The organism is Flavobacterium frigoris (assembly GCF_900111075.1).
Taxonomy (GTDB): domain Bacteria; phylum Bacteroidota; class Bacteroidia; order Flavobacteriales; family Flavobacteriaceae; genus Flavobacterium; species Flavobacterium frigoris.
Map to the genome: position 1 here is coordinate 1 of NZ_FOFZ01000025.1, position 17,774 is coordinate 17,774.

Here is a 17,774-nt window from a genome sequence, read left to right on the forward strand (position 1 = left end):
ATCCTAATTTAAGTTTAAAAAGTGGCACATCTTCAACCGGAATCCGTACCTCTTTTTTACTGGAAAGAGTGGCACATCATCAACTGGTTTATCCACCCTCAAAAACAAAAGGGGAAAATGTATGGTTTTTATCTCCTTTTCGTAAAGAAACAACACCTTCATTAAAAATTGACACTAACAGAAATCTGTGGTATGACTTCGGAGAAGGAGCTGGAGGGAAATCAGTGCTAGATTTTGTAATCCGTTTAAAAAACTGTTCAGTTAAAGAAGCTTTAGAAAATTTGAAAAACGATACTTTTTCATTTCACCAGCAAGAAATAAAAATTACAGAAACGAATTGTTATTCAATTCTAAAAATGCACGGAATAAAAAATGCACACTTAATCGCATACCTACGTGCCAGAAAAATAAATCTTGAATTTGCGCAACAATTTTGTGTCGAAATTCATTACGCTTTAAATATTGAAAAAGAATACTACGGCATCGGTTTCAAGAATAACACAGGAGGCTTCGAAGTTCGAAATAAATTCTTCAAAGGCTGTTTGGGTTCAAAATCGATTACTACTATCTGTAACGATTCAGATGTGGTTTCATTATTTGAATCTTGGTCGGATTTTCTCTCTTACTTAACATTAAAGAAGGAAACACCCAAAGAGGATTTTATCATTCTGAACTCGACATCGTTGGTGAAAAAAGCAATTGAATTACTAGCCAGATACTCAGAAATAAAAGTGTTTTTTGATAACGATGAAGCTGGAGATCGAGCGACAAATCTTGTTTTAGAAAGTACCAAAAACACTTCAAGTGATATAAGAGTTCACTATAAAAACCATAATGATTTAAATGAATATCTAGTAAAAAAAAAATTAATCGGTTGACTGCTTGCCAGGCGTGGTTACGGTTCCCATTTAGTGCCTACTTCGTGCACTAAATAGAAACCAAACCGCCCGGCTTATTCACAATTGAAAATTGTTCATAAGAGAAAAAAAAATGAAAATGAAATCAAAATCAAATAACAAAGTAAAAGTAGTTTTTTATCTAAATTCAGAAGATAAAAATGCTATCAAAGAGCAATGTGATATACTTCAAATTACACCTTCATTCTTTATTAGGAATGCTGTTTTAGATAATCTAAACAAACCTGTTTTTTTAAAGAATACGAATAATATTGAAACTAAAATATATTTGACAACACTTAATATGATTGGTAATAATTTGAATCAAATCGCTAAAAAATTAAACTCAAATGCTAAGTTTATACTTATTGACCAGCAAATTGTTTTGAAAGAAATTGAACGTATTAAAGAGCATATTGCGGAAATTAATTCTAAAATTTGAAGTTAATTATGGACGAAAATATAAGTAATGCCATCCTAAATTTAATGCAAAATGTTGTAGATAAATTAGACGACTTAGATCAAAAATTAAGAGATAATGGCAGCAGTAAATTACCAGATTATGTTCAAAAAAATAATGACGAGCTTAAAAATTTAGTGGTAAAAATACAAAATGATCAATCTAAATTGATCAAAGATAATCTGGATTTCGAAAGTAAAATTATAAAATATTTTGAAAGCAGAGAGAATCCACCTTCCACAAGTAATCATGTTGAATACAGTTTGTTTGGCAGAGAATCATATTTAAAGCCGAAAGCGCTGTTAGTGTCATTGTTATGTTTTGCGACACTATGGAGTTCATTTAAATATTTACCGTCTTACTATATGGAAAGAAGTAATTTAAAGAAAGAAAAAGAGAACTATCAATTTTTCTACAATTACGTAAACCTTAATCAATTTATAAACTCCAAAAACACTATGGCTAGCGATCTTTTACAAAAAACAAAAAATAAAGACTCTACTGTTATTAATGATTATAATGCGCTCTTAAGCACTTATGAAAAAGAGATGAAAAAGCAGCAGTTAAAGGAAGAATTGAAATCTCTTGAAAAAAAATGATAGCTAAACTTGAATCGATTTCCTACTTGCAAAATGCCCTAGTATATTGTGAAAAAGGTGGAGAGGTACTGTACATCAATAAATGTATTGGGAGTAGTTCCGATATTTATCAGCAAATGCAAAAAAATAATATGTTCAATGATAGATGTTTGAAAAACACTTTCCACATAAAGATAAGAATTGCACCAGAGGATCAAGGAAAATTAAACAATCAAAATTGGATTGAAATTGCAAATGACTATGCCAGAAAGATTGGTTTCGAACAAAATCCATTTGCAGTTTATATTCATGAAGAGAATACCGAAAAAGAGCATATACACATTGTAGCATCTCGAATTATGGAAAATAACCTTGCGGTTAAAGATAATTTCACCCATTATAAGAATATGGATTTTTGTCGAGAGATGGAAATGAAATATCAACTTAGACAGGTTAAAAGGGTGTTAGAAACTTTAAAATCTAATGAACAATTTGTCAGACAAGATTGTCGGATACCCCCTTTAGAGGAAAAAATAGCATCGGCTATTAAACAATCCGATTTTATTGATGACTTAGTTTTTCATTTGAAAAACATGGGAATCAAAACAAAAATTGGGCGAGGGATTGGGTTTATAGATGAAAAAGGAGTTTACTTTAAAGGCTCTGCTATCAATAGAAAATATTCATTAAAAGGAATTGAAGATCTCTTGTCGTATAAACATCAAGAAAAAGAAATGTATAAACAAGGACGTAAACTAAAAATCTAAAAATATGCCGAAAATTATAGTATTAACACATCAAAAAGGAGGAGTTGGCAAAAGCACACTCACATTTAACGTTGCACAAAACATTTCTAGTAGTTCAAGAGTCGCCGTATTAGATTTCGACTTACAAGGAAGCTTGAGCCAAATAAAAGAACTAGTTACCGATTTTGACATTATTCCATTCAAAGAGAATTTAGATAGTATTTTAGAGTTAGATTACGATTTCATTTTTATTGACACTCCCCCCTACCTATCAAACCATTTACCAAAGTTGATCTCTATAGCAGATCTTATTATTGTGCCAACTAAAGCAGGGATTCTAGACTTATTAGCAATAAAAAGCACCCTTACTATTATAGAACAGGAACAAAGAACAAAGGATACATTAATCGTTTTTAATATGGTAAAACCAAATACTACATTAACACTAGATATTTTAATTGGTTTAGAGGAGTACAATGTAAAAATTGCTAATACACATATTAGTGACCTAGTTGCATTTACTAGATCAGTTTTGTTAAAAGGGGTTACAAATGATAAAAATGCACAAAAACAGATAGATCAATTAACAACAGAAATATTAACTAAGCTAATATAAATATATAAATGTAGAATTATATAGTTCTATAAAAATATAATTCTATAAATCTATAAAAATACAAATCTATCATTATGGAAAAACAAAACATCAATGACCTAATTAATATGGCAAAATCTAGCAATCAGCAAAAAACGATTCAAAAAATTGTTCCTATTGCTGCTAAAGAATTAGACGAAGTTCAGTTTTCTTTTTATCTAGAAAAAGAGCTGCTTAAAAAATTAAAGCTAAAAGCTTTGCAAGAAGAAACAAGTATGAAACAACTGGTAAATGATGCCGTAAAATCATTTCTTCAATAATTCACTATTGCAACATTAAGGATTAACCTTATACCACTATAACGCTGCAAAAAGCTAACATACTAATAATAAAACAATAACTATGAAAAATATAACAAAAGAAGTGAAGCCGTTCGATGAAAATAAAAAAGTTTTTTTTAAAACATTTAGATTTTCACAAAAGGAAATTAATGAATTTGAAATTCAGGCTACGGAAGGTAACTACCAAAATACGACGAAGATGATAAAAGATATTATCATCAACAAGAAATACAGAACAATTACTATTGATCTAGAGGCTCGAAAAAATACTATTGAATTGCTTACCGAAGTTAGGAAAATTGCAGTAGAGTATAAAATTATTGCGAACAACATGAATACTCAAAATATTGAAAGTTTTTCATCTGAAGAAAAAACGGAATTAATAAATCTCTTATTTAAGACTACTACATTGTATTCAAGTATTAAGGAAAAAGTAAGTAGACTGTAGGTTTTTGCTAATGAGTTAAATAGCTGTATTTTAATTTGAAAACTAAAATACAGCATTTAATTCACACTTCAAGGCATTACTGACTATTAAAAACTAAAAAGTTTCTTCAAATCTCTTTTAATAGAATGGAATTCTATGATTTTTTTATAATCACTTTTTGTCATTTGTCCATTTACAATGGTGATTTTTGAAATACTTTCAATATAAAAATAGAATGAAAAAGTGAGTATGGGGTGAACCTCATTATCAATAATATAACTGGCTAGCGTTGAATTTAGTGTATCTGAAAAATCATTTTCTTTTAACGATTTTGAATCAGTTAGCCTATTGATAAATAATACTCCTGTTATTAGATCTTCATTATCAAAAAGTACTTTAATTATATCAACTTTTTCTTCCTGGCTACAGCTGCTCAAAAATTCTTCTATGTGGATTAATATATATATATTGTAATCGTCACTGTTGTTTGAAGACAGAGAATCCGTAAACCCTTGAACTACAGTAATTAATTGACTATCTTGATCTATTTTTCTTTCACCAGTTAAAATCAAATTAATTAATGATTTTATTGGACTGTAAAATTTATTGTTTTTCATAATGCCTTATTTGAAGTTAAAAAAAAGGCGTGAGTCTAATGTCAATCGTAACTGAGGCTTGCGACGGCCCGACAACCAGAAAGACTTAGCCCACGCCAATATAAGGCACGGGCGTAAGTCTATCATAAATTGGTTGTCAAATGAAGGTCGCAATTTCAGTTAACCAATACGATAGCTTACGCTTGTTTGTTTGGCAAATTTACAAAATGTTAATGGTTGATAAAGCTTCTTTAGACATTTAAATTCCTCAATTAGATTTATAATCAAATATATCCTTTAATAAAATAATTCTATAAAGTACTGTTTGGATATGCAAATAAAACCCGCACAAAAAGTTAAGCTACATTTTTAAAATTATTTTTTTGATTCCAAAACTCTTCTATAGTTCTGTATTTTAAAGCGGAATGCCTTCTTTTTCTATTGTACCAAATTTCAATATATTCGAATATTTCGAGTTTCATTTGGTCTTTATTTTTAAGCTTGTTTCCGTAAATTTGTTCTGTTTTCAAGGTTTTAAAGAAGCTTTCAGCTACTGCATTATCCCAACAATTCCCTTTTCTACTCATGCTTCTTTTGATAATCTTATAAGAATCAATCACATTTGTAAATTTTTTACTAGCATATTGGATTCCTCTGTCAGAGTGAAAAATCAATCCTTTTTCAGGAGTTCTATTGATAACTGCCATTTTCCATGCCGCTAATGCAGTCTCTTCAGTACTCATTCCATCACTCAAACTCCATCCTATAATTTTTCTATCATACAAATCCAAAACGGTTGTTAAATACAAAAAACCTTCCTTGGTATGGATATAAGTAATATCAGAAACCCAAACTTTTGAGGGTTCAGCGACTAAAAATTCTCTGTTTAATACATTTGGAACAACCAAATAATTATGTTTTGAATTGGTTGTAACCTTGAATTTCTTAGTTAATCTGCTTCGCAAACCTAGTTGATTCATATATTTAGCTACTGTAACTCTAGATACTTTAGTTCCAGTATAATTCAACTCAGCCGCCATTCTAGGACTACCATAACGCTGTTTTGACTCAAAATAAATGGAAGTTATTTTTTCTTTTATAGCAATAACTCTTTGTTTTCTTTCTGAAACGCACTGGCTTTTCCAATCATAATAGCTTCTTCGACCAACTTGTAATACTTGGCACATCTTTTCAATCGGAAATATCTTTTCATTGTTTTTGATAAAAGTATAAATCATCGACCGTTCTTGGAAAAGATGCCTATTGCTTTTTTTAATATGTCACGTTCTAATTCTGCATCCCTGAGTTTTCTTTCAAGTTCAGCTATTTGTTCCTGTTCTGGAGTTTGCTTTAGCTTGCCGTTACCTGGAAAACTTCCTGGGCCAAACTCTTCGACCTCTTTTCTCCATTTGTATAACTGTGGCGCAGTAATTCCTAGCTCACGAGCTAATTCTGAAATGTTATGTCTTTCATAACTCAATTGTACGGCTTTCTCTTTAAAAGCTCGGTCGTAAATCTTGCGCGTCTGTTTCATAAATTAAAATTAAGTCTTTTATTCTTAACTTAATCTGCGGGCTAAGTTAGTATGTCCAGTTAGCCAAATAAAAGTGTACTTATAGAAACTAAAAGAAAGAAAAAACATAGTACTTTGTGGTTTCCCGTATCCGTAACCTTTATTTTTTCAATACCTTAGCTGATATTTATTTTTGAGATAATATAGATGCACTTTTGTTTATATATTATTTACATTTTAAATCATTTCATCTTTTAGCTCATAGTTTATTCTTGAAAAACGAAAAACATACCCGTAAAGAAATAATTGACCAACGCTTGCAGCAAGCGGGATGGAATGTCAATGACGCTATGCAAGTAGTTCAAGAGTTTGATATTATTGTTAATTCAGATTTGGTAAAGGAAGCACCTACACCTTATGCTGGACATCAATACAGCGATTATGTTTTATTAGGGAAAGATGGTAAGCCTTTAGCAGTTATTGAAGCCAAAAAGTCTCTAGTAGATGCTAATATCGGAAAAGAACAAGCAAAACAATATTCCCATAATATTCAAAACGAAAAAGGAGGCGAACTGCCATTCTGTTTTTTTACTAATGGACATGATATTTACTTTTGGGATTTGGGTAATTATCCACCAAAAAAAGTACATGGTTTCCCTACTCGAGACGACTTAGAACGCTACCAATACATTCGAAAGAATAGAAAAGCATTGGCGAGTGAATTAATTAATACGACTATTGCAGGTCGTGATTATCAAATTGCCTCTATTCGTGCCGTAATGGAAGTAATAGAAAAGAAAAAAAGAAAATTTCTCTTAGTAATGGCAACAGGAACTGGGAAAACCAGAACTTGTATTGCATTAGTAGATGCATTAATGAGAGCTGGTTGGGCAGAAAGAGTATTGTTTCTTGTAGATAGAATTGCTTTACGAGATCAAAGCTTAGATGCTTTTAAAGAATTTTTACCAAATGAGCCAAGATGGCCCAAGATTGGTGAAAAGTCAATTGCAAAAGACAGAAGGATTTACGTTTCTACTTATCCAACAATGCTAAATGTTATTCGTGATGATGAATATTCATTAAGTCCACATTTCTTTGACTTGATAGTAGTTGATGAAAGTCATCGTTCTATCTACAACACTTATGGCGAAATATTAGATTATTTTAATACCATTACATTGGGTTTGACCGCCACACCTACAGATGTTATAGACCACAATACTTTTAAGTTATTTGAATGTGAAGAAGGAGTGCCAACTTTTGCCTATTCGTATGAAGAAGCAGTAAATAACATCCCTCCTTACTTGAGTAATTTTCAGGTAATGAAAATTAAAACTAAATTTCAAGAAGAAGGAATCAGCAAAAGAACTATTTCTTTAGAAGACCAAAAGAACTTAATTTTAGAAGGCAAAGAAGTTGCAGAAATCAACTTTGAAGGAACTGAAATAGAAAAATCAGTGACTAATAAAGGAACAAACGCTTTGATTATACGGGAGTTTATGGAAGAATCTATAAAAGACCCCAATGGTGTTTTACCTGGTAAAACTATTTTCTTTTGCACAACCATAAAACATGCTCGCCGCATGGAAGAATTGTTTGATGCTTTTTATCCAGAGTATAATGGTGAATTAGCAAAAGTTCTAGTTAGTGATGATCCTCGTGTCTACGGAAAAGGTGGATTATTAAATCAATTTACCAACAATGATATGCCACGTATAGCTATTAGTGTGGGAATGCTAGACACTGGTGTAGATGTTCGGGAGTTGGTTAACTTGGTGTTTGCCAAACCTGTTTTCTCCTACACAAGATTTTGGCAAATGATTGGACGTGGAACTCGTTTGCTAGAACCCACCAAAATGAAACCTTGGTGTACCGTTAAAAATAATTTCTTGATTTTGGACTGTTGGGATAATTTTGAGTATTTCAAACTAAATCCACGTGGTAAAGAAATAAGTACTTCTATACCATTACCAGTACGTTTGTTTGGTATTCGATTGGATAAAATAGAAAAGGCACAAGAATTAGCTTCTGAATCTATTGTAAGTAATGAAGTAGAAAAACTACGAAAACAAATAAGTTCTCTGCCAAAAAACTCCATTGTAATTCTGGATGCGCAATCGGAATTGCAACGCTTGGAAGAAGACAATTTTTGGAATGTTTTGACTGATGATAAATTAGATTTTTTACGTTTGGTGGTAAAACCATTACTGCGAACCGTCTCAGATGTGGACTTTAAAGCCATGCGTTTTGAAAAAGATATTCTCGAAGTTTCTTTGGCACAGTTATGTGAAGAAAAAGAAAAGTTTGATGCTCTAAAAGATAGCATCATCGAAGAAATTAGTGAATTACCGCTCACAGTAAGTACAATTGCCAAAGAAGCAGTTTTAATACGAAAAGCACAGACCAATAATTTTTGGGCAACCGCTACAGAAGATCAATTTGATGAGTTGATTATAAAATTAGCACCATTAATGAAATTTAGAGAAGCTATAATGCCACTTGGAACGGCAAAATATAATTTCAAAGATGAAGTTTACGCTAAGGAGTATGTAGAATTTGGTCCACAACACGAAGCCTTAAGCATTGCCAAATACCGTGAATTGGTGGAACAAACCGTAAATGACTTGGTTTCTGAAAATCCTATATTACAAAAACTAAAACAAGGGCAAGAAATAACAGCTGATGAAGCTGCCAGTCTTGCCGAAGTCTTGCATGACGAACACCCGCACATAACCGTTGATTTATTGCGTAGAGTCTATTCCCATAGAAAAGCGCAATTGGTGCAGTTCATTAAACACATTTTAGGAATTCAGATTTTAGAATCTTTTCCTGAAACGGTTGCCAATGCTTTTACTGAATTTGTAAAAGCACATTCGTATTTAACAGCAAGACAATTGCAATTTTTAGATTTGCTAAAAAAATTCATCATAGATAAAGGCGAACTCAATAAACGAAACTTGATTGAATCTCCTTTTACCATGTTACACCCTGAGGGAATTCGTGGGGTTTTTAAACCCAGCGAAATAGAAGAAATAATAAAATTGACTAATAAATTACTAGCAGCTTAATATGTTACAAAATAACTCCGCTTTAAAATCACTTATAGACCGCCTTTGGAACAACTTCTGGAGTGGTGGAATCAGTAATCCGCTTACAGCAATTGAACAAATTACCTATTTGCTTTTTATGAAACAAATGGACGATTTAGAAGCCAAACGCGAACGGGATGCCGAATTTACTGGAGAAGCATACACTTCTAAATTTGTGGGAATGTACAAAGTTCCAGGAAGTATGGAAGAAGTGGATAAGCAAGATTTGCGTTGGCGAAACTTCAAGCGCTTGCCTGCCGAAGCCATGTTGTTGCATGTACAAACCAAAGTTTTTCCATTTTTGAAATCCTTTGAAGGGGGTTCTAAGTTTACACATGCCATGAGCAATGCTGTTTTCATTATGCCAAAACCTTCTTTGTTGGTAGAAGCCATTAAAATTATTGAAGAAATTTTTGTAGAAATAGAAAATGATGCTGTAGTAGGTGGTCATGCTTTTCAAGACATACAAGGAGATGTCTACGAAATGTTGTTGGGTGCTATTGCTAGTGCGGGTAAAAACGGACAGTTTAGAACACCAAGACACATTATTAAATTAATGAATGATTTGGTACAACCGCAATTAGGGCAACGCATTGCCGACCCAGCTTGTGGAACAGCGGGTTTCTTGTTGGGTGCTTACCAATACATTTTGACCGATTTGGTTAGAAAAGAAAACCCAACAGCATTACAACCAGATGAAGATGGTTTTATGCGTGCTACCGTTTCGGCTACTTTAAACGAAAATTTAAAGCATATTGTAGAAGATTCCTTATTTGGCTATGACATTGACACCACTATGGTGCGTTTGGGATTAATGAACTTAATGATGCACGGTATTGACCAACCCAATATTGATTACAAAGATACATTGAGCAAGTCGTACAACGAAGATGCACAGTTTGACATTATCCTTGCCAACCCACCGTTTACAGGAAATATTGACAAAGGCGACATTAACGAAAGTTTAAAAATAGGTACTACTAAAACCGAATTACTCTTTATAGAACGCATCTTTACCATGCTAAAAATGGGCGGAACTGCCGCAGTAGTAGTACCACAAGGGGTTTTGTTTGGTAGTGGAAAAGCTTTTGTGGAAGCCAGAAAGATAATGGTAGAAAAAAGCGAACTAAAAGCCGTGATTACCATGCCAAGCGGTGTTTTTAAACCCTACGCAGGCGTAAGTACTGCCATATTGTTGTTTACCAAAGGTAGCGAAACCGAAAACGTATGGTTTTACGAAATGCAAAACGACGGCTACACCCTAGACGACAAACGCAACAAAATTGACAAAAGCGATTTACAAGATATAATTGCCCAATACCACAAAAGACCTACCAAAGCCAGTACCGAAGCCCAAAGAGAAGGCGTTCATTTTGCCATACATAAACAAGAAATTGTGGATAATGGCTATGATTTAAGCCTAAGCAAATACAAAAAAGAAGTTTACGAAGAAGTAACCTATGAAAAGCCTAAAGTTATTTTTGAGAAATTAGAAGGGATTGAAGCTACGATTTTGAAAGGGATTAGTGAACTTAAAGAATTAGTGTAATGAGGTTAGGTGAAATATGTAATGTAGTTCGTGGAAGTAGTCCAAGACCACAAGGAGACCCCAAATATTTTGGTGGAAAGATTCCAAGACTAATGATTGCTGATATAACAAGGGATGGTAAATATGTAACACCAATAATAGATTCGCTTACTGAAGAAGGCGCAAATAAAAGTCGTCCAATGAAAAAAGGGGATGTCGTTATTGCAGTTAGTGGAGACCCTGGAAGGCCATGTATATTGGCTGTTGATGCTTGTATTCATGATGGATTTGTTGGTTTAAGAAATTTGGATGAGAACAAAATTTTAAAATCCTATTTGTTTTGTTTTTTAAATTATTTCAAACTTGCCAATAAAAGAAATGCTGTCGGTGCAATTTTCCAGAATCTAACAACTGACCAGGTAAAAAAAATTGAAATACCAGAAATTTCAATCAATAGACAAAGAAATATAGTTACAATACTAACCCAAGCCGAAAACTTAATTACACAACGCAAAGAAAGTATTTTGCTTTTGGATGACTTGTTGAAGAGTACTTTTTTGGAAATGTTTGGAGATCCTGTTAGGAATGAAAAGGGATGGGATATTAAAACTATTGAACAATTAGTTACAAAAGAAAAAAAATCAATTAAAAGAGGTCCGTTCGGTGGAGCATTAAAGAAAGAAATATTTGTTGAAGAAGGATATTTAGTTTATGAACAATATCATGCATTAAATAATGATTTTACAATGGCTAGGTATTTTATAGATGAAGATAAATTTAATGAATTGAGAGGATTTGAAGTTAAGCCTGATGATATAATAATAAGTTGTTCTGGAGTTTATTTGGGAAAACTTGCTATAATTCCTAAAAATGCTAAAAAAGGAATAATAAATCAAGCTCTACTAAAATTAACACTAGACCAAGATATAATTAATAATAAATTTTTTGTCTTTTTATTTAGTCATAACAGTTTTAGAAATAATTTATTTGGGGAAGTTAGAGGTAGCGGTGTTCCCAATTTCCCACCTATAAGTGAATTTAAAAAGTTTAAATTTATATATCCCTCAATAGACCTACAAATGAAGTTTGTAAAAATAATAACAAAAGTAGAAACCTTAAAAGGCGAATACCAAGATAGTTTAATAGAATTAGAGAATATGTATGGGGTTTTGAGCCAAAAAGCATTTAAGGGGGAGTTGAAGGTTAATGAATATACCAATAATGAGGTGTTAGGAATGGTGGCGGAAACAAAGGGATAGGTATTAAACAATATATAATATTATGGAAATCGAATTACAAAGATACTACCAAGTAAAGAAATACCTTGAAAAAATAGGCTACCCTTCGGAGAGCATATTATTTGAGTATAATATTTCCTCAGCTAAAAGAATAGATATTGTTGTTAAAAAAGAAAACGGGGTTTTTATTGCAATTGAAGTAAAAGAACCACAAAGTGTTAATTTTGAAACAATTACCGATATCGAATATCATCCTCTAACCAGAAAAATTCAAAGGGAATCTCAAGAAGTAGCAGCAGAATATTTTATACTAACAAATGGTATTAATTATTTATGGATGAAAACAGGTTATGGTGGAAGACCTGAAAAAATTGATGAAGTCCCTTTTAGTGAATTTACTGTGATAAAACATACTGAAAATGAATTTATTAGTATTATTCTGAGTCATATTTATGAATTTCTACGGAATTTCCCGATTACAGGAAATCATTTGTATGACTTGTCTTTAGTATTGTTTACTAAATTAAAAAAAGAAACTGACGAAAATTTTGACATAAGAGAAATTTTTCAATCTCTTTTTAGCCAAAGTCAAATAATTCAACAGTACACACGAAAATATTCATCTCAAGATATCTTAAATCAAGCAATCGAAAGGTTAGATACAATTAATTTGTCTACAAATAAATTAATTGTATTAGAATACATTGACAATCTTTTTTTACGAAATTCAAATGAATTAAGTGTACCTAGATGGTTAAGCGATTTTATGATGAAAATTTTAACTCCACTTCCAAACGATAATATTATTGATTTGTTCGCAAGAAATGGCAGTATTACTTCGTCAGTTTATCTTAATAATAATGAGAAAGTAACTTCTTACTACACGAATCAAAATGATTATTATTGGATTAAAATTCACCAATTACTTTTTTTAGGAAAAGAAGTTGAAATCATATTTGAACCATTATTGCTAAATGGAAGAACCGACTTTTTAATAGAAAATTTAGCAAATGACATTCTAATTATCCCTCCTTTTAATCAGAAAATTTCTGGTGCGTACGAAAGTGAATTATTTCATTATGGGATAAAAGATAGTACATGTATTTTCATAGAAACAGCATTGAAAGCAGTAAGAGAGGATGGTAAAGTAATTGTCATTGTATCCGATAGTTTTTTATCTTCTAGTCCATTGCTAAAAGCTCGGGAATATTTTTTAAGAGAAAGTTTTATTGAATCGATTATAAGCCTACCTCAGGACACATTTAAACCATATTCATTAGTTAAAACAAGCTTGGTAACATTTGTTAAATCCAGAGAGCAAATTAACCAGCAAACTTTTTATGCAGCAATTCAAGAAAGTCCAAAAGAATATTTATCAGATTCTACAAAATCAGAACAGCTTAATAAAATTTTAATTAATTATAAAAAATTCAAAATAAATGAAAATTTTACAAAATCTAAAGATGGTTTTGTAGTTGAAGAATTAGATGTAGAGAATTTACATTTCTCAAAATATTTATTTACAGATAACATTTATGACAATAATTTATCTAAGGGATTTATATACATCCCTTTAAAAAATTTGGCGATAGATATATTTAGAGGTAGCGCATTAATATCTGATGATATTAATGGGGAAATCCCATATATTGGACCAGCTGCAATCAGAAAAATGAGAATCATAAAGGATTCTTTTTCATATACTTCAAAAAATATAACACCAAAAAAAGTTTTAAAAATAGATACTCATGACATCCTAGTTAATGCTATCGGTCCTAATAGAGGTAAAGCTGCAATTGTATCTCAAGAATTTAACAATTTGGCTATAAATAGACATATTATTGGTATTAAGGCAAATCAAAATTTGGTTATCCCTGAATATTTAGCCATTATTTTAAATAGTAAAATAGTTCAAGAGCAATTTTATGATCAAAGTAGTGGTTCAGTTATTCCATCCTTGAACTTAAAAAGTTTCGAACAACTAATTATACCAATTCCAAATTTTGATGTTCAAGAAAAAACTGTTAAAGAATTTAATTCTATCACGGTAGAATATAACAATACTATAAATAAGCTAGCTGAAATTGAAAGTAAATTGAATAATGCCTTTAACAATTTAGGAAAGGAGGAAGACAAAATATGAACTCATTTCCAATTATAAAAAACGACGAATTACTAAGATGTTTTGAGAGAATAGTTACTTTATTTGTTAGTGATAAGAGAAAAATATTAGAAGCAACCGAAAGATCTACTTTAGGTCAATTAAATCCTTACATTATTTCAAATAATACAGATGAATATCAATTAGATGTCATAAGGAGGTTAATTAGAAGAACAGCAGATAGAAGTGGACAAAACCTATTAATAAGAATTATAGAAGAAATATATGTTTTTTTATACAGTAATGGAGTTGTTGGAGTATCAATAGATAGCTTCGTAGATTGTACTTTTTTTGATTTAGCTATAGATAATAAAATTCAGTACAATACTGAATGGACTTGGAAATGGAAAATAAACGTTCAAGACTACGATTTAGAAATAAATATTGGTTTAAGAAATAAAAGTCACATTTCAACAGAGATAGTTCCTGATCATGTTTTACAATATATTCAACAAAGTATAATTGCTTTTAATAATAATAGAAATGCTGCTTCATTAGCGTTAATGTCAATTGCATTAGAAGGAACTTTAAGAGACGCTTTAGATAATAAAGGTTATACTTATAATTACGGTGCGCCAACTCAAGATGTCTATGGTTTATGTGAAATGAATATTTTTCCTGATGCAAATGGTTTTAAGGTGCAATTTCCTAATGCCATGCCGCAAGCTCACAGCCTTTATTTGTCTAATGCTGGAGACCCTAGTCATGAAACATTTAGAGTAAAAAGAATTATAAAAGGTCAAGATTCTTTTTTAGAAATTAGAAATGTAAATAGTTTACTAGACTTTTGGTCGTTAAATAATGTTGTAACACCCGCTCAAATGAATATTAGTGGTTTAGGAGCAGCTATAAGAATAGCAAGGAATCATGCCAATTTTTTAACAGATTTAGATTTACCGAGTGATACTGATAATGTTATTCAAACTGTAAGAAATAATCTTATACATCTGTCCACAAATGCTCTTTTGGAGCAAGTAACAACTAGTTCTGGAACCATATCATTAGGAGAATATCTAAAAGATAAAAATAAAGTATCAGATGCTATTATATCGATTAGTGAAGCAATAAACAGCATTTATAATAGGCTTTCAAATAACACATTATAAATATGACATTTAAAGATTTTGATGAATTAATAAATTTAATTAATAATTCTCTTGGTAGTTTTTGCAATACTTTTATTTATAAAAGAAAAGAACTATCAAAAAAAGAAAGGAGTGCGAAAAGAGGATTTTTGTTTATATATGACAGTAATTCTACTCGTAATTGGGCAATTAATGAAGGAGGAGGAACCGAGATTCAATACCATATTGCATGTAATTTAGAAAATCTAGTTTTATATTATGGCTTAGGATTTAATACTCAGTACGTACCCCATGCAAACGAGTTTTCCTCTATTGATTACATGCGTCCTTTTATGAATGCTTTTCTAAATAATGAAACGAAAATTCAATCTATTTTACCAAATTATAGTTTTGTGTATGGAGATAGGAAAATGTTACAACAACCAGTGGATAATGAATATGTTCTTTTTGGAAGAAACCGTAAAATTGAAAAAAGAGGAGATTTGATTTTTATTGAAGATCAAATGTATGATGAAATATTAAATGATTTGAAAAAACAATTTGAGGCTTATATTATCATTTTTGAAGAAAAAAATAAATTAAAAAGTATGTTGTCCAAAATTAAAAATAACAAAGTTTTATTAGAGTATAAAAAACAAATCATTCTCCAAGGGCCTCCTGGAACGGGAAAAACTAAAGGTGCTAAAGATATAGCAGCTGAAATGTTAGGTCTAAGTGATGTAAAGGATTTAAATAATAACGAGCAGTTTAAATTAATTCAGTTCCATCCATCATATACATACGAAGATTTTGTAAGAGGGATTGTTTCTGTACCGAATGAAGACGGAGAAGGTGTTTTATTTAAAACCGAAAACAAAATACTGGCTGAGTTTGCTGCAAAAGCATTAAAAAATAAATTTGACAGTCAAAAAGGAGCTACAGAATTATCAAAAGAAAAATGGATTAACGAACAATTTGAAAGATTCATTGATTTTATCTCAGATCAAATAGCTGAAAAGGGAAAAATCGAATTAACGGAGTCTGTATTTATAATTGGATTAGATAATGATGCTTTTAGATACAAAGGGATAGAAGGTTGGACTGATAAGGGAACAAGAATGTTATTTGATGATATTATGCAGGCTTATTCAGATAATAACATAACTAGACAGGAGTTGAAACAGAATCAAAACGTTTCACGATCGGCTTATTGGGATGCTACATATTTCATTAAAACAGTTGATTTATTTAGAAAATTTTTAGACGATAAGAAAATAACGTTTACAGTTGATTCCACTGAAAATGAACCCTTAAAAAATTATGTTCTTATCATTGACGAAATCAACAGAGCTAATCTTCCATCTGTTTTAGGTGAATTAATTTATGCTTTAGAGTATAGAGATGAACCAGTAGAAAGTATGTATGAATATGAGGAAAAACGAGAAATCATTTTACCTTCTAATCTTTATATAATTGGAACTATGAACACCGCCGACAGAAGTGTAGGCCATATAGATTATGCGATTAAAAGACGTTTTGCGTTTGTGGATGTTCTACCAACTGACCAAGCGATTGATGATGTTGTTACGGATCCAGCTTTGAATGCAAAAGCAAAAGTTTTATACCATAAAGTAGCCGAGTTATTCAATGAAGACAAGACCAAAAATGTTTATCTACAATCTGATTTTAAAGCCAAAGACGTTCAATTAGGACATAGTTATTTTTTGGTAGAAAATGAAAAGCAACTACAATTAAAGCTGGAGTTCGAAATAAAACCATTATTGAATGAATATGTAAAAGATGGAATTTTAGGAGAAAGTGCCTTAGCCGAAATAGATGCCTTATGATTTCATTCATTCACGAACATTATAATGGTTTTAACGCAAAAGAACCCTTTGATTTCGAAGGTAACCTATCTTTTGAAAGGGACTATTTTTATCAATTTACAAGAAAATCTAGAAATGAAAAAGTAGATTGCTATAGGATTTTCTCTGACGAAGTAAAAGAAACACACGCAATTGCTAATTCCTATTTTATTGGAGTGGATTGGATTGTGGAAAGCGAAAGAGCAATCTATATAGAGCCTAAGCTGAACAAAGATTGTACGCAGCAAACGGATTACCTTAAAATGTTATTTTCGGCATTAAAACATTCCGATATTGCGAAACACACAGAAGATTTATTTGAAATTAGATGGGATAAGCCAACGATTCCAATTACTCAAGAGCAAGATTTATTAACACCTTTGTTAGTTGTTCAGTTTTTAAGAATAGTAAAGGAAATTGTGCGCAAAGGTTTGAAAAAATCCTATTACAAAGTAGAGGACAATTTATATGCAAAAGTAAAAGGTAAAGTTTTGGTTAGTAAAACCATCAAACACAATCTTGTAAAAAACAAATCGTTGCATACCTATTGTAGTTATGATGAATTTGGTTTAAATGGCTTAGTGGAAAAACCAGTCAAATTGACCACCACTTTCCAGTGTAAATTGACCACCAGTTCCGGGGCAAACTGACCACCACTTTCCAGTTCAAATTGACCA

At 31.3% G+C, this 17,774-nt stretch carries 16 protein-coding genes; 14 read left to right on the plus strand and 2 right to left on the minus strand.

Annotated elements, in window-relative coordinates; genetic code table 11:
- The 7 genes from BMW63_RS17345 to BMW63_RS17375 all read left to right on the plus strand — a co-directional run.
- Positions 1-878, plus strand: an 878-nt coding sequence (locus BMW63_RS17345; RefSeq protein ID WP_083380551.1) for a toprim domain-containing protein, incomplete at its 5' end; no start/stop codon positions are given.
- Positions 879-996: 118 nt separating this feature from the next.
- The gene (locus tag BMW63_RS17350) at positions 997-1,338 is read left to right on the plus strand and encodes a plasmid mobilization protein (RefSeq protein WP_175460312.1); all 342 of its coding nucleotides are present in this window, start codon (positions 997-999) and stop codon (positions 1,336-1,338) included.
- Positions 1,339-1,346: 8 nt separating this feature from the next.
- Positions 1,347-1,955: a hypothetical protein gene (locus BMW63_RS17355; protein WP_074724726.1), complete on the plus strand. Its 609-nt coding sequence runs from the start codon at positions 1,347-1,349 to the stop codon at positions 1,953-1,955.
- Complete coding sequence (locus BMW63_RS17360; protein WP_074724727.1) at positions 1,952-2,701, plus strand: relaxase/mobilization nuclease domain-containing protein; 750 nt, start codon at positions 1,952-1,954, stop codon at positions 2,699-2,701. The genes BMW63_RS17355 and BMW63_RS17360 overlap by 4 nt, the downstream gene beginning before the upstream one ends.
- A 4-nt stretch (positions 2,702-2,705) precedes the next feature.
- Complete coding sequence (locus BMW63_RS17365) at positions 2,706-3,296, plus strand: ParA family protein (RefSeq protein WP_074724728.1); 591 nt, start codon at positions 2,706-2,708, stop codon at positions 3,294-3,296.
- A gap of 74 nt (positions 3,297-3,370) precedes the next feature.
- Entirely contained in the window at positions 3,371-3,595 is a 225-nt protein-coding gene (locus tag BMW63_RS17370; RefSeq protein WP_074724729.1) for a hypothetical protein, read from the plus strand.
- A gap of 82 nt (positions 3,596-3,677) precedes the next feature.
- Positions 3,678-4,064, plus strand: coding sequence for a hypothetical protein (locus BMW63_RS17375; RefSeq protein ID WP_074724730.1), 387 nt, complete (start codon positions 3,678-3,680; stop codon positions 4,062-4,064).
- 86 nt (positions 4,065-4,150) lie between these two features.
- Here the strand turns inward: BMW63_RS17375 and BMW63_RS17380 are convergent, their stop codons facing one another.
- Entirely contained in the window at positions 4,151-4,660 is a 510-nt protein-coding gene (locus BMW63_RS17380) for a hypothetical protein (protein ID WP_074724731.1), read from the minus strand.
- A gap of 335 nt (positions 4,661-4,995) precedes the next feature.
- Positions 4,996-6,173 (minus strand): IS3 family transposase gene (locus BMW63_RS17385; RefSeq protein ID WP_245745021.1). Its coding sequence is split into 2 segments (ribosomal slippage): positions 4,996-5,906 and positions 5,906-6,173, totalling 1,179 coding nucleotides; the frame shifts between segments, so codons are not numbered across the junction.
- A gap of 251 nt (positions 6,174-6,424) precedes the next feature.
- On the opposite strand from BMW63_RS17385, the gene BMW63_RS17395 reads away from it, so the two are divergent.
- The 7 genes from BMW63_RS17395 to BMW63_RS17425 are packed head-to-tail and all read left to right on the plus strand — an operon-like array spanning position 6,425 to position 17,747.
- Positions 6,425-9,220 carry a type I restriction endonuclease subunit R gene (locus BMW63_RS17395; protein WP_074724734.1) on the plus strand — a complete coding sequence of 932 codons (2,796 nt, stop codon included), beginning with the start codon at positions 6,425-6,427 and terminating at the stop codon, positions 9,218-9,220.
- Position 9,221: 1 nt separating this feature from the next.
- Positions 9,222-10,790: a type I restriction-modification system subunit M gene (locus tag BMW63_RS17400; protein ID WP_074724735.1), complete on the plus strand. Its 1,569-nt coding sequence runs from the start codon at positions 9,222-9,224 to the stop codon at positions 10,788-10,790.
- Positions 10,790-12,028: a restriction endonuclease subunit S gene (locus BMW63_RS17405; RefSeq protein WP_074724736.1), complete on the plus strand. Its 1,239-nt coding sequence runs from the start codon at positions 10,790-10,792 to the stop codon at positions 12,026-12,028. Before BMW63_RS17400 ends, BMW63_RS17405 begins: the two co-directional genes overlap by 1 nt.
- A 22-nt stretch (positions 12,029-12,050) precedes the next feature.
- The gene (locus BMW63_RS17410; protein WP_074724737.1) at positions 12,051-14,150 is read left to right on the plus strand and encodes an N-6 DNA methylase; all 2,100 of its coding nucleotides are present in this window, start codon (positions 12,051-12,053) and stop codon (positions 14,148-14,150) included.
- Positions 14,147-15,274 (plus strand): hypothetical protein, encoded by a 1,128-nt coding sequence (locus BMW63_RS17415; protein ID WP_074724738.1) that lies wholly within the window; start codon positions 14,147-14,149, stop codon positions 15,272-15,274. The genes BMW63_RS17410 and BMW63_RS17415 overlap by 4 nt, the downstream gene beginning before the upstream one ends.
- Before the next feature lie 2 nt (positions 15,275-15,276).
- The gene (locus BMW63_RS17420; protein WP_083380552.1) at positions 15,277-17,079 is read left to right on the plus strand and encodes an AAA family ATPase; all 1,803 of its coding nucleotides are present in this window, start codon (positions 15,277-15,279) and stop codon (positions 17,077-17,079) included.
- A complete protein-coding gene (locus BMW63_RS17425) occupies positions 17,076-17,747 on the plus strand; it encodes a 5-methylcytosine restriction system specificity protein McrC (RefSeq protein ID WP_074724739.1) in 672 nt (223 codons plus the stop codon). The genes BMW63_RS17420 and BMW63_RS17425 overlap by 4 nt, the downstream gene beginning before the upstream one ends.
- The last annotated feature ends 27 nt before the right edge of the window (positions 17,748-17,774 follow it).